Genomic DNA, 13,885 nt, shown 5'->3' with positions numbered 1-13,885 from the left:
CTCCATGTTAAAGATCTTCGAGTCCGGGGAGAAGATGAACCAGAATCTCACCTGCCTCAAGATCCGTCTTGAGGACGCACTGTCGGATGGCGGGAATCATAAGATCTGACTGCCCCTGGCGTCCAATGACATAGACGTCATTGGCTCCGGTCGTCAGAACATCTGTCAGTATCCCCAGTTCTCTTCCGTCGTCCGCAACAACCTTCAGTCCCAGCAGGTCTGCCACGTAATATTCCCCCTCCTCCAGGGGGAGGGCCTGCTCTCGTGAAATCAGAAGCCTGGCCTGTCTTAAGGAACTGACCTCATCAATATTATTCTTCTCCGCAAAGCGAAGGATGACCTGCTTCTTGAAATAGCGCACAGAGACAATCGTCAGTTCTTCCAGGCTTCCATCCCGCCCGGCATATACCTTCTGTCCACAGAGATCATCAAAACGGCGGCTCTCCTCTGTGGTCGGATAGACCTTCACCTCTCCCTTGAGACCATGTGTCGATGTGATCACACCCACTTGAAAATAATCCTGCATCCCGACTCCTTCTCCTTTGATACGCGGTAATTGATGACAAAAATACTCCTCGCCGGCCCGATATATGAGAAAAAGCAGACAGGCTCCTGGGGAACCTGCCCGCTCTTTTCACTGCGTCATCCGAATCACTCGACGATATCCACAACAACCCTGCAATTCTCACGGGTCGCCGCGGCCTTGACAAGAGACCGAATCGCCTTTGCGATCTTGCCCTGCTTGCCAATAACCTTGCCCATGTCAGAGGAAGCGACCTTGAGTTCTACAATCGTAGTCCTTCCGGCCTTGCGCTCCGACACTTCAACCTGATCCGGATCATCTACCAGTGACTTGGCAATCACTTCGACTAATTCTCTCATCTCAATCACCTCGTGCTTTGCCTGGAACAAAAAGCCTTACTTCTCGATGCCGGCACTCTTTAAGAGGCGAGCAACCGTCTCTGTTGGCTGTGCTCCATTAGCGAGCCACTTCTTCGCGGCCTCTGCGTCAACGCTTACCGCTGAGGGATTCTGGTTGGGATCATAGCTGCCGATCTCAGCGATGTTGCGGCCATCGCGAGGAGCGCGAGAATCCGCTACGACAATCCTGTAGAAAGGAGCCTTCTTCTGTCCCATTCTTCTGAGTCTGATTTTTACTGCCATCTTGTTACCTCCAATGATATGTGAATCGTTACTTTATTCGATCGCAGGATCTTTGACCTGCGGATCAAGCTGCTGTTAAAAGGGGAATCCCCCTCTTCTCCTGCCCTTGCCTCCCATGAGACCGGGCATCTTCTTCATCATTTTGCGGGTCTGCTCAAACTGCTTGACAAAGCGGTTGACCTCAGCGATATCAAGACCGGCTCCTCTGGCGATCCGGTGCTTGCGGTGGATATTCATGATCTTGGGGTCTGACCGTTCCTGCGGGGTCATCGAATGAATGATCGCCTCGGTTCTGGCAAGCTTCTTCTCATCGACTGCGCCCTCAATCTGGCTCATCTGTGACTTGGAGACGCCCATTCCAAGCCCCGGCAGCATACCGAGGATGGAGGAAATGCCTCCCATCTTACGCATTTGCGACAGAGAGGTCAGATAGTCGTTGTAGTCAAACTCCGCCTTCTTAACCTTATCAGTCAGCTTGGCGGCCTCTTCGGCGTCAATCTCCTGCTCCGCCTTCTCGATCAGGGAGAGGACATCGCCCATACCTAAAATTCTGGAGGCCATGCGATCCGGATAGAACTGTTCCAGATCAGACAGCTTCTCGCCCATGCCGACATAGAGAATAGGCTTGCCTGTGACGGCGCGGATGGAGAGAGCCGCTCCGCCCCGGCTGTCGCCGTCCAGCTTGGTGAGAATCACTCCGTCAACCCCGACCTTCTGATCGAAGGTCTGAGCTACATTGACCGCATCCTGACCGGTCATGGCATCGACAACCAGGATGGTCTGGGCTACGTCCACCCCGGACTTGATCTCCTCCAGCTCGGCCATCATATCCTCATCAATATGAAGGCGACCGGCCGTATCCAGAATCAGGACATTGTTATTGTTCTTCCTGGCGTGCTCATAAGCGGCTCTGGCAATATCGGAGGGCCGATTCTTGTCTCCCATGGAGAAAAAGGCAACCTGCTGTTTCTCCGCGTTGATGCGCAGCTGATCAATAGCCGCGGGGCGATAGATGTCGCAGGCGACCAAAAGAGGTCTCTTGCCCTTCTGTTTCATCTTGCCAGCCAGTTTGGCCGCAGTCGTCGTCTTACCTGCGCCCTGGAGTCCGATCATCATGATCACAGTGATCTCCTGGCCGGGGCGATAGGCGATCTCCCTTGTCTCGGACCCCATCATCCTGGTGAGTTCCTCATCCACCAGCTTGACAACCTGCTGGGCGGGGTTTAAGCCGTTTAAAATATCGGTTCCGACCGCCCTCTCCTGCACCGCCCTGGTGAAATCCTTGACAACCCTGTAGTTGACATCCGCCTCAAGAAGAGCGATGCGGATCTCCTTGAGGGCGAGCTTGACATCGTCCTCCGAGAGACGGCCCTTTCCGCGCAGATTGCGAAAGGCATTCTGTAGTTTTTCAGATAAGCTCTCAAAAGCCATTACAATTCCTCCAGAATCCCCCGTGAAATTCTGCGAATTTCTCCCAGGCTATTCTCTGTGACCCTGTCGCCTTCTGTCAGCTTCTGGATTCTCTCAATATCCTCTTTGATTTTCATGAACCTGGCGACCAGATGCAGCGCCTGCTCGTAATTCTCAAGACTTCTGGTGCAGCGGCGAATGATGTCGTAGACTCCCTGTCTTGAGATCCCCTCCTGCTCGGCGATCTCAGAGAGCGACAGATCATCAAAGGCATATGCCTCATAGATCTCTCTCTGATGCGCATTGAGCAGCTGTCCATAGAAATCATACAGGTATCCGCGTATAATTTTCTCTTCCATTCTTTCCACCTGGCTATTTTAGACAAGCCTTCGCATGGTGTCAAGTATAATATCTTTACAGCATGTAATCATTCAACCAAGTCAGTCCGGCTTTCAGAGAACTGTTCTCGTGATCTTGGGGCGATAGCCCGCCTCTTCCAGAGTATCGATGATCTGATTCTTATGCTCTGTTCCGAAGGCCTCCAGAGTAATGGTCAATTCCACTGCCACGCTTCGGTTGGTCGTGATGAACTGGTTGTGATCCAGCTTGATGACATTCCCCTGAACCCCGGCGATGGTCTGCGCCACCTTGGCCAGCTCGCCCGGCTTATCCGGGAGCAGGACGGAGACGGTGAAGATGCGGTCGCGGAAGATCAGACCCTGCTGAACAACCGAAGACATGGTAATCACATCCATATTGCCGCCCGACAAAACGGATACCACATTTTTCCCTTTCACCTTCAGATGGTTCAGGGCCGCCACCGTCAAAAGCCCGGAATTTTCGACAATCATCTTATGATTCTCGACCATATCCAAAAAGGCGACAATCAGCTCATCGTCTTCGACGGTAATAATCTCGTCAATATTCTTCTGCAGATAAGGAAAAATACTGATCCCGGGCTTTTTTACCGCAGTGCCGTCGGCGATCGTATTGGCGCTCGGGAGCATGACTGGCTTCCCCGCCTCAAAAGAGGCCTTCAGACAAGCCGCTCCGACGGGTTCCACAGCGATAATCCTGATCTTGGGATTCAGCAGCTTGGCCAGAGTGGAGACGCCGGTGGCCAGCCCGCCTCCTCCTACCGGAACCAGAATATATTCCACCAGGGGCAGCTCCTTGAAGATCTCCATGGCAATGGTTCCCTGTCCCGTTGCAACCGCCAGATCATCAAAGGGAGGAATAAAGGTATAGCCGTGTTCCTCAGCCAGCTCCAGGGCCCTCGCGTTCGCGTCGTCAAAAACATCACCGAAGAGAAGGACCTGTGCCCCGTAGCTCTTTGTCCGATTTACCTTGATCAGAGGCGTCGTTGTCGGCATGACAATTGTCGCCCTGACCCCAAATTTTTTGGCCGCTTTCGCCACCCCCTGGGCATGATTTCCAGCTGAGGCGGTAATCAATCCCCTGTCCCTCTCCTCATCGCTGAGAGTACTGATCTTGTAATATGCCCCCCGCACCTTGTAGGCCCCGGTTACCTGCATGTTTTCGGGCTTGAGATAGACCTTATTGCCACAGGCATTCGAGAAGAAGTCACTGTAGACCAGCTTGGTGTCATTGGCCACCTGGCTGACGATCTGGGACGCTTCCTCAAAATCCTTTAAATCCAACATTCCAGTTTCCTCCTCTGCTCTTTGCGTTACTCTTTGCGCTTTCTGCGGAAAAATCCAAAGAAAGCGCCTCGCTTCTCTTCTTTTGGTTCAGACTCCGTCTCAGTCGCTTCTGCTTTCTCTTCAGCTTGATCGGAAAGTTCAGCCTCTCTGTCGGGCGCTTCTATTTCTTCTTCGGCTTGATCCGAAAGTTCAGTTTCCCTCTCGGACACTCCCGCAGATGCTTCAACTTCCTCTTCAGCTTGATTGGAAAATTCAGCCTCTCCCTCAGACACTTCTATCTTATCTTCTGTTTGATCCGAAATCCCGGTCTCACTCTCAGAAACTTCTGCTTCCATTTCAGCTTGATCGGAAAGTTCAGCCTCTCCCTCAGACACTTCTATCTTATCCTCTGTTTGATCGGAAAGTTCTTCCTCTCTCTCGGGAGCTTCTGTTTCCTGCTCGACAGAATCTGAAAGCTCTGCCTCCACCTCAGAGACGGATACTTCACCGGCCCGGGCTTGGCCCTCTGCATCCGCGGCAATATCATCGTCTTCATCCTTCAGATCAAAGAGGGCATTGACGTACTGGTCGGCATCAAATCGCTCCAGATCCTCGACGGTCTCGCCGACCCCGATATACTTAACCGGAATTCCCAGCTCCGATTGAATGGCGACGGCAATTCCTCCCTTGGCGGAACCGTCCATCTTGGTCAGGACGATGCCTGTGACATTGGCGACCGCCGCAAACTCTCTGGCCTGGACCAGGGCATTCTGACCACTTGTCGCATCCAGTACTGCCAGAGTCTCACGGTGAACACCCTCGTACTCACGGTCGATCACCCTGTTGATTTTTTCCAGCTCATGCATGAGATTTGTCTTGTTGTGGAGCCGTCCCGCCGTATCGACCAGAAGAATATCACAATTTCTGGCCTTGGCGGACTGGACCGCGTCAAAAACCACCGCAGCCGGATCAGAGCCCTCCTGGCCCCCGATCATATCGACACCGGCACGATCAGCCCATTCTTTTAACTGTTCATTGGCTGCCGCGCGGAAGGTGTCCGCCGCCGCGATCAGGACTCTTTTTTTCTTCTCCTGCTTGAATTTGGCGGCGAGCTTGCCGACTGTGGTGGTTTTTCCCACCCCGTTGACGCCAACCATCATGAGGACGGATGTCTCCTGCTCAAAATCATAGGCATTCTCGCCGACGTCCATCTGGCGGCGGATATCATCAATCAAAAGCTGACGGCAGTCCCCCGCCTCCTTAATGTGCTGATCCTTCACCTCCTGGCGCAGGTTCTCTATCAGGCGCATGGACGTCTGGACTCCCAGATCTCCGCTGATCAAAACCTCCTCCAGTTCCTCGTAGAAGTCCTCATCAATTCGGGAGAAACCGCTGAAGACATAGTCCATATTCTTCACGAAGCCGTCTCTTGTCTTGCTCAAACCGGCTTTCAATCTGCTGAAAAAACCCATAGCCACTCCTTGTCCATGACAATTCTTGTCGCCGCAACCTGTCTGCGGCCTTTAATCGTCCAGCTTGCTCTCAATCAGGTTGACAGATACCAGGGTAGAGACTCCCTTCTCCTGCATTGTAATTCCATAGAGCCGATCCGCCGCGTTCATCGTTCCCCTCCGGTGGGTAATCACGATGAACTGGGTATTCCTGGTCAGCTTGTGTAAATATCTGGCAAAGCGGTCGACATTGGCATCATCCAAAGCGGCCTCTATCTCGTCGAGCAGGCAAAATGGCGAGGGCTTCAAGCTCTGGATGGCAAAGAGAAGAGCGATGGCTGTCAGGGACTTCTCGCCGCCTGACATCTGCATCATATTCTGCAGCTTCTTGCCCGGAGGCTGCGCGATAATCCGAATCCCTGTCTCAAGAACATCTTCTCCCTCTGTCAATTCCAGACTTCCCTTGCCGCCGCCGAACAGCTCTCGAAAGGTGGCGTCAAACTGGTCCTGAATCCGACGGAATCCCTCACTGAATTGACGCCGCATCCCCTGATCCAGATCTTCGATGATCTGCACCAGCTGGTCTTCCGCCCTGACCAGGTCATCGTGCTGGGTCTTCAGGAATTCATAGCGCTCCGCCAGCTCTCTGTACTGTTCAATGGCATTGACATTGACATTTCCCATCGAACGGATGTCGTCCCGAATCGAACGGATGCGCTGCTGCATCTGACTGCGGTCTTTCAGATTTTCATCCATAAGCTCCATGGCCGCGTGCAGGGTCAGCTCATACTCCTGCCACATGTAATTGTTCTGGCTCTCCAAGGCCTCCTGGGCTTTCTGCCGCTGAGCCTCCAGTCGATAGAGCTCCTTATCCAGGCTGTTGATAACATCGGACAGCTTCTCTCTCTCCTCAAAGCCGCTTTTGTAGGCCTCATTGAGACTGACGTAGGCTTCCTGCTTCTCTTTCAGAGATGTCTCGATCTCCTCCTGCCTGTCTTCGGCAGCCAGGATGGTCTTTTTGATCTCCTCGATCTGCGCCTTCTTTCCCTGGGCCTCTTCCCCGCTTGTCTTTTTCTGCCTGGTCAGCTCCTCAATCGTTTGATCTGCCCGGTCGACCTCCGCTCTGAGCCTTATGATATTTTCTTCCTCGAAGTCAACCTTCTGCCGGGCTGCCGCCTCAGCCATCTGAATCGCAGACAACTGCTCAAAAGCGCTTGCCGCGGACAGGTTCAGCTTCTCAAGCTCAGTGCCTAAGACGCTGATGCGCTCCTTCAGCCGGACTTCCCTCTGACCGGATGACTGCCGCCTTTGATCCAGCTCTTTTTGTCCCTCTTTGATCTCCTTGATCTGTTCGTCTAAGGAGGCCTTCTCTTTTTGCAGGGAGGCAAACGCCTGCTCGGAGTTTCTGCTGATCTCCTTTGCTTGCTCCCACTGCAGTTTCGCTGTATTGACCTCGAGGTTAGCGGCCTCCAGTTCTGCCTGGACTTCCGCCCGATCATCAGACAAAAGAGCAAGGGCCGTGTCAATTTCCTCCAAATGCATGCGGGCCTGACTCAGCGCCTCTTTTAACCCGGCGACCTCTTCTTCCAGCTGCTTTACCTCGCGGTTTCTTGCCAGAAGATTTCCGCTGTGCTTGAAGCGTCCGCCGGAGATGGATCCGCCGGGTCTCAGATAATCGCCATCTAAAGTGACAATGTGCAGACTGTAGTGATTCGCCCTGGCCAGGGCGATGGCATGATCAATTTGATCGACGAGCAGAATTCTCCCCAGAAGATAAGAAACAATCCCTCTGTATCTGGAGTCTGTCTGAACCAATTGGCTGGCAACTCCTATGACCCCGGGCTCGTTCAGAAGCGGCTCTGTCTGAGATTGACTTCTCCCCTTCACAGAGGTCAGGGGGAGAAAGGTGGCGCGTCCGGCCCTGTTTTCCTTCAGGAAGGTCACCATGCGCTTGGCCGTTGTCTCTGTGTCGGTGACAATATTTTGAATGTTCCCGCCCAGAGCCGTTTCAATTGCTGTCTCATAGTCCTTGGGAACATGGATCAATTCAGATACGAGTCCCTCGATGCCGGGATACTCTCTCTTCTGCTCCATGACCTTCTTAATGGCATTGCCATATCCGTCATAGCGCTCGGCGATATTTCTAAGGGACTCCAGGCGGGAATTGGACCTGTGATAGGCAACTGTCTTCTGGTCAATATCCTGGCGCAGGTCCCGTCGCTTGTTCTTCCAGTTGAGCTGATCGGCATCAAGAGTCTCTTTCTTCTCCTGAATCGCATCCCTTTTGGCCCTGGATTTTTCATAGGCCTTTTGGGCCTGGTCCGCCTTGGCTCCAATATCGCCTTCTTCGGTCCTGCGCTCTAACATACGCTGAGTCAGCCTTGATTTGCGGATGTTGATCTGCTCCAGCGTCGTCTTATATTTCTGCTCCTCCGATTTTAAGTCTGCCCGTTCGGCCACCAGCTGCAGGAGCTTTCTCTGTCCCTCCTCAGCCTCGGCGGACACGGCGTTACACCTGTCCTGAAGGTCCTGATATTCTGACCTCGCGGCAGCAAGCTTTTCTCTTGCGGCAAGCAAGGAGGCGTTTAATTCCTCCCTTGCTCTCTCATGCCGGCTCAGTTCTTCGGCCCGATCCTTCCTGTCAGACCGGGCAGTCTGTATCTGGTCTAAAATACTGGCGTCGGCATTCTCCGCGGACCGAATCTGCTCCTCAAGAAGAGTAATCTGATTCTCCAGTCGGCTTTTGGTCAATTCATTTTCTTTTTGTCTCTTGCGCAGCTCCTCCATCTGCAGGTCGCGCTGATTCAGGTCCTCCTCCATCTTAGAGTAGGTCAGCTTCAGATCCGCGAGCGACTTCTTCTGCTCATCCATCTGATCTTCAGCGATCCGGTATTTATCGGAAATGTCCTGAAGCTGTCCCTTGAGACGCTGAGCCTCCATCAAAAACATATTGACGTCCAGATGCTTCAGCTCCTCTTTTGCCGCCAGATAGCGCCTGGCCGTTTGAGACTGCTTCTGCAGAGGACCAACCTGGCGCTCTAACTCCGAGAGGATATCGGTCACGCGAACCAGATTTTCTCTCTCGTCCTCAAGCTTCTTTAAGGTGACCTTCTTGCGCTGCTTATACTTGACAATCCCGACCGCCTCGTCAAAGAGCTCCCGTCTTTCCTCCGGCTTGCCGGACAGGATTTTTTCAATCTGCCCCTGCCCGATGATCGAGTACCCCTCCTTGCCGATGCCTGTGTCAAAGAAGAGCTCGTTGACGTCTCGCAGACGGCAGGGGGTTCCGTTCAGGAGATACTCGGACTCGCCTGAACGATAGACCCTGCGGGCCACTGTCAGCTCCTTGTAATCGACGGGAAGAGCTTGATCAGAATTATCCAAAGTGATGGCCACATAGGCATAGCCCAGGGCTTTTCGATTCTGCGTGCCGGCAAAAATCACATCCTGCATGGAAGCGCCGCGCAGCTGTCTGGCGGACTGCTCCCCCAAAACCCAGCGCACCGCGTCTGAGACATTGGATTTGCCGGACCCATTCGGGCCAACGATAGCTGTAATGCCCTTGTGAAAATCCAGGACAATTTTGTTGGCAAATGACTTAAAGCCATGGATCTCAATACTCTTAAGATACATGTCCTCTCTCCTTTAAATACAAGAGTCCCTGATAAGCGGCTTCCTGCTCCGACGCCTTCTTGGATCCTCCCTCTCCGCGCCCGATTGTCCTGCCGTCAAGTCTGGCCTCTGTCACGAAACGCTTGGCGTGATCGGGTCCCTCTTCCCTGACCAGCACATAGTCCAGACTGGCCTCTTCCATGGCCTGAACCATCTCCTGAAGCCTGGTCTTGGAGTCATGATAGAGCTTTTTGTGCTCGATGTCCGTCAGGATATAGCGGATAATCAGCGCCTTGGCAGGCTCAATTCCCCCGTCCAAAAAAACAGCGCCGATGACGGCCTCCAGAGCGTCCGACAGAATACTGTCCCGCTCTCTTCCCCCGGACTGATCCTCTCCCCTGGCCAGACGCAGACAGGCGCCAAGCCCAATCTCTCTGGCCGCAATCGCCAGCGTCGGCTCGCAGACCAGACTGGCCCGAAGAGGAGTCAGACGCCCCTCCGGCAGATCCGGGTAGTTTAAATACAAAAATTCACTGGATACCACTTCTAACACCGCATCTCCCAGGAACTCCAGGCGCTCATTGTCCGAGTGCGCTTTCATATGCCTCTCATTGGCGAAGGAGGAATGGGTCAATGCCTGCCTCAATAAACTTTTGTCTTGAAACTGATAGCCGATCTTTGCCTCTAACGTTTCATTTCTCATAGCCTGCCTCGAAGCGGTCAAATACGCGCGAAAACCGCAATGATCTGACTGCCATAAATATCAGAAAAGGGAGGATGAGCTGTGACTTTGCCTGGGCATTTCACCGCTCTCTCTCCCTGATGTTCCTGTCTCTTAAGCCTCCATTGTCTCCTTGATCAGACGGACAGCATCTCCGACTGTCTTGATGGACTCTGCCTTCTCCTCGTCGACCGTCATGCCAAGCTCCTCCTCGACGTCCATAAGGATCTGGAAGGTATCCAGAGAATCCGCGCCCAGGTCCTTGTCGAACTCCATGTCCTCCGTGATTTCATTGGCGTCTACCCCCAGGACCTCGCTGATATGCTTCTTCAACACTTCAAATTCCATTCTTCTCTCCTTTCTCTGCCAATTGTCTGCTGGCATATTCCTCAATATAGCCGTTTACATTCTGTTTTGAAAACTGCCTGCACTGAATCAGGGAATTCTTAATCTCCTTGGCCGTCGCGGATCCATGAGCCTTGACAACCAGCCCCTTGACTCCCAGAAGAGGAGCTCCGCCATACTGACTGGCATCGAAGGTTTTGATCGTCTTCTTTAGGGCCGGCAGGGCCAGAGCGGCGCCGATTTTAGAGATCAGAGTGGACATCAGGCCCTCCTTGATCACTGAAATCAAGGTCTTTGCAACTCCCTCGTAAAATTTCAGAATCACATTGCCGACGAATGCCTCGCAGACAATGACATCCGCTGCCCCCTCCGCGATATCTCTCGCCTCAATATTGCCTGTGAAATTGATCTGGTCACAGTCGCGCAGCAGAGGATAGGCCTCCTTGGTCAGAGCGTTTCCCTTATCCTCCTCCGCCCCGATATTCACAAGGGCAACCCGGGGATGATCAATTCCCATGACATGCTGCATATAGAGGGATCCCATGATGGCAAACTGGAGCAGATGATCTGCTCTGGCGTCCACATTCGCCCCGCAATCCACCAGAAGCGAGACTCCCTTTCTCGTTGGAATCAGGGGGGCCAGAGGCGCGCGCTCAATCCCGCGGATCCTGCCGACCAAAAGAGTTCCTCCCACCAGAGTCGCTCCGGAAGACCCTGCCGAGACGAAGGCATCCGCCTCCCCATTCCTGACCATATTAAGAGCGACTACCATAGAGGAATCCTTCTTGACGCGGATCGCCCTGACCGGCGGCTCAGCCGTCTCAATCACCTCTGTCGCGTCGCGGATCTCGATTCGGTCTGCGGGGAACTGATACTGATCCAGTTCTCTCTTGATCTCCTCCCGGCGGCCAACCAAAAAGACCTTGATCTGTTGGTGCTCATTCACCGCATCAACTGCGCCCCTGACAATCTGAGCGGGAGCATTATCTCCCCCCATCGCGTCCAGGGCAACTCTTGTCATATCTGCCATATCTCCTCCCCGGCTGAAAACGAACGCATATGCCGGATCTTCTTCATTGTTGAAAGCTGTCAAATTTGCTGAGCATCATCCCCTGCGAAGATCTCTCCCGCATATGATGTCTGTAGGCTTCCCGGGCATTCATTGTCGAAAATCAGACATCTGCGGAGGATTCTGATTAAGTCTACTATATCGAAACTTTCCGCGCAAGAAAGCGGCTTTGGGTCCACCTGCCTGCCGCGGCTTTTGAATCCTCCCTTACAAAATCTTTCAATTTCCGTCGGCATTCTTTTAAAAGCATAGAGCGCAAAGAAACAGACGGTTAAGAAAAGCCCGGCGGATTTCCCGCCGGGCCGATCTCGTTTCTTCTGATTAAGCCTGAGCAATGATCTCACGCTTGTTGTAAGAACCGCATGACTTGCAAACTCTGTGGGGAACCATAAGCTCACCGCACTTGCTGCAGCGAACGAGTGTGGGAGCACTCATCTTCCAGTTCGCTCTTCTGCGATCTCTTCTTCCCTTAGAAGACTTATTCTTAGGACAGATAGACATGATTACACCTCCTTAAAATTCTGAAACAGATCCTGGATCCCTGCCATTCTCGGATCCGGCACAAATCGGTCATGCCCGCAGTCTTTATCATTGAGATTCTGACCGCAGACCGGGCACAAACCCTTGCAGTCATCTCGGCAGAGAACCTTCGCCGGCCAATTGACCATAATTTCATCGAAAACAAGTATGTCGCAATCAATGCTGTATCCATCCGCCGGATAAGCAAGCGTGTCGCTCTCTTCTTCTGGAATCACAATCATCCCGTCCGATAAACGCAGGATGCGATCAATAACCAGTGAAAAGGGCACCCGCGTCCTCCTCAGGCATCTGTCACATGGAATCGCGACCTGCAGCTCACCTTCAGCGTGAACATACAGTCGTCTGTTCTCTTCATTGACAAAATGAAACTCGAATGGCTCCTTTTTGAGAATAGGATAGTCCTCAGACATGATATGCAGGACATCTCTGTCGAAGGAGACCGTAACATCTTCGGAGAAATTACGCTTGGAGAGAGATTCCGCAAGGTCAATTATCATAGGCCGCTCCCATTCACACTCGAAATATTATACATACCCGGATCTGCCCTGTCAATGAAAATCCTGCTTTTACCGCTCGCAACCGTGTGCGCCGCGCGCACCAGGTATCAGCCACTGCGGCCGCAAGGAGGCCGGGTCAGCTAACCGGGACAGGTCAGATCAGAGCAGAGCTCAAAGCAACGCGATCGTTTCGCGGGCAATGGCCAGCTCTTCATTGGTGGGAACCGCATAGACCATGACCCTGGAATCATCGGCAGAGATTCTGGCATCGACGCCTGAAGCCGCCATGTTGGCCTCCTGGTCAACCTTCACACCCATAAAGGTCAGATAGTCCAGAATCCTGGCCCGGGCCGGACCGGAATTCTCTCCTAGACCCGCGGTGAAACAGATCAGATCGACGCCATTCATGGCCGCGGCATAAGCGCCGATGTACTTGGCAGTCCGGTAAAAGAACATATCCAGAGCAAGGCCGGCCCTCTCATCTCCCTCTTCACTGGCGGAAAAGAGATCGCGGAAATCCGAGGAGACCCCGGAGACCCCGGCCAGCCCGGACTTCTTGTTGAAAATGTTGAGGACCTCCTCCACGGTCAGTCCCTCCTTCTTGCAGAGGTACTCGACAACCGAAGCGTCAATATCGCCGGTCCTGGTCCCCATCACCAGCCCCTCCAGGGGGGTCAGTCCCATGGAGGTATCAATGGATTCGCCGTTTTTGACGGCGGTGACAGAGGCTCCATTGCCGAGATGGCAGACAATAATCTTGGAATTCCCGTAATCAAGATGCGCGAGCTCTGCGCCATGTCTGGACACGAAGCTGTGGGATGTTCCGTGGAAGCCATAGCGGCGGACCTTGTACTTCTCATAGTACTCATAGGGAAGGGCATAGGTATAGGCCTTCTTGGGCATGGACTGGTGAAAAGCCGTGTCGAATACAGCGACCATAGGAACATTGGGCATCAACTGCCTGCAGGCATTGATGCCGATAATATTGGCCGGATTATGAAGGGGGGCCAGGTCGGATTCTTCCTCAATCCCCCGGATCACCTCATCTGTAATCAACACAGACCCGGTGAACTTCTCACCCCCGTGGACCACGCGATGGCCAATCGCGTCGATCTCGTCCAGACTCTTTAAGACTCCGGTCTTAGCGTTGGTTAAAGCGTCAAGGACCATCTGTACCGCCTCGGTATGGCTGGGCATAGGCGCGTCAGCCTCTTCCTTGATCCCCCCCTCGGGCTTATACGAGAAATGGCCGTCAATGCCAATGCGCTCGCAGAGTCCCTTGGCCTTAACCAGCTCTGTCTCGGAGTCGATCACCTGATACTTCAGAGATGAGCTTCCACAGTTAATCACCAAAATATTCATCTTACTCTCCTTGTTCTGTCCTCCGGGGCCGGTTTTGACCCCGCCATTACATCATTATATACTGGTGGAAA

13 protein-coding genes and 1 pseudogene are annotated in these 13,885 nt (G+C 53.2%); all 14 read right to left on the bottom strand.

Annotated features, from left to right (window positions below; translation table 11 throughout):
* Positions 1 to 7: 7 nt before the first annotated feature.
* Complete coding sequence (gene rimM / locus GCWU000342_RS04490; protein ID WP_006906102.1) at positions 8 to 526, bottom strand: ribosome maturation factor RimM; 519 nt, start codon at positions 524 to 526, stop codon at positions 8 to 10.
* Between the two features lie 125 nt (positions 527 to 651).
* Positions 652 to 882 (bottom strand): KH domain-containing protein, encoded by a 231-nt coding sequence (locus tag GCWU000342_RS04485; RefSeq protein ID WP_044958946.1) that lies wholly within the window; start codon positions 880 to 882, stop codon positions 652 to 654.
* Positions 883 to 918: 36 nt separating this feature from the next.
* On the bottom strand, positions 919 to 1,164 hold the full coding sequence (rpsP, locus tag GCWU000342_RS04480) for a 30S ribosomal protein S16 (RefSeq protein WP_006906100.1): 246 nt from the start codon (positions 1,162 to 1,164) through the stop codon (positions 919 to 921).
* A 75-nt stretch (positions 1,165 to 1,239) separates the two neighbouring features.
* Positions 1,240 to 2,595, bottom strand: a complete 1,356-nt coding sequence (gene ffh, locus GCWU000342_RS04475) for a signal recognition particle protein (protein WP_006906099.1) — start codon at positions 2,593 to 2,595, stop codon at positions 1,240 to 1,242.
* Complete coding sequence (ylxM, locus tag GCWU000342_RS04470; protein WP_006906098.1) at positions 2,595 to 2,933, bottom strand: YlxM family DNA-binding protein; 339 nt, start codon at positions 2,931 to 2,933, stop codon at positions 2,595 to 2,597. The genes ffh and ylxM overlap by 1 nt, the downstream gene beginning before the upstream one ends.
* Before the next feature lie 93 nt (positions 2,934 to 3,026).
* Positions 3,027 to 4,238 carry a threonine ammonia-lyase gene (gene ilvA / locus GCWU000342_RS04465; RefSeq protein ID WP_006906097.1) on the bottom strand — a complete coding sequence of 404 codons (1,212 nt, stop codon included), beginning with the start codon at positions 4,236 to 4,238 and terminating at the stop codon, positions 3,027 to 3,029.
* A 524-nt stretch (positions 4,239 to 4,762) separates the two neighbouring features.
* A pseudogene (gene ftsY, locus GCWU000342_RS10985) lies at positions 4,763 to 5,689 on the bottom strand (signal recognition particle-docking protein FtsY); the annotation flags it as partial.
* Positions 5,690 to 5,740: 51 nt separating this feature from the next.
* Entirely contained in the window at positions 5,741 to 9,301 is a 3,561-nt protein-coding gene (gene smc / locus GCWU000342_RS04455; RefSeq protein WP_006906095.1) for a chromosome segregation protein SMC, read from the bottom strand.
* Positions 9,291 to 9,983 carry a ribonuclease III gene (gene rnc / locus GCWU000342_RS04450; protein ID WP_006906094.1) on the bottom strand — a complete coding sequence of 231 codons (693 nt, stop codon included), beginning with the start codon at positions 9,981 to 9,983 and terminating at the stop codon, positions 9,291 to 9,293. The genes smc and rnc overlap by 11 nt, the downstream gene beginning before the upstream one ends.
* Positions 9,984 to 10,115: 132 nt before the next feature.
* Positions 10,116 to 10,349, bottom strand: coding sequence for an acyl carrier protein (gene acpP, locus GCWU000342_RS04445; RefSeq protein WP_006906093.1), 234 nt, complete (start codon positions 10,347 to 10,349; stop codon positions 10,116 to 10,118).
* Positions 10,339 to 11,376, bottom strand: coding sequence for a phosphate acyltransferase PlsX (gene plsX / locus GCWU000342_RS04440; RefSeq protein ID WP_045000686.1), 1,038 nt, complete (start codon positions 11,374 to 11,376; stop codon positions 10,339 to 10,341). The genes acpP and plsX overlap by 11 nt, the downstream gene beginning before the upstream one ends.
* 360 nt (positions 11,377 to 11,736) lie before the next feature.
* Complete coding sequence (rpmF, locus tag GCWU000342_RS04430; protein ID WP_044958890.1) at positions 11,737 to 11,916, bottom strand: 50S ribosomal protein L32; 180 nt, start codon at positions 11,914 to 11,916, stop codon at positions 11,737 to 11,739.
* A gap of 2 nt (positions 11,917 to 11,918) precedes the next feature.
* Positions 11,919 to 12,452 (bottom strand): YceD family protein, encoded by a 534-nt coding sequence (locus GCWU000342_RS04425; protein WP_006906090.1) that lies wholly within the window; start codon positions 12,450 to 12,452, stop codon positions 11,919 to 11,921.
* Between the two features lie 171 nt (positions 12,453 to 12,623).
* A complete protein-coding gene (locus GCWU000342_RS04420) occupies positions 12,624 to 13,814 on the bottom strand; it encodes an acetate kinase (protein ID WP_006906089.1) in 1,191 nt (396 codons plus the stop codon).
* Positions 13,815 to 13,885 lie beyond the last annotated feature (71 nt).

Origin of the sequence: Shuttleworthella satelles DSM 14600, from assembly GCF_000160115.1 — a bacterium.
Lineage (GTDB): Bacteria > Bacillota > Clostridia > Lachnospirales > Lachnospiraceae > Shuttleworthia > Shuttleworthia satelles.
The sequence above is the reverse complement of the archived record's forward strand: the minus strand, read 5'-3'. Positions and strand labels throughout refer to the sequence as shown.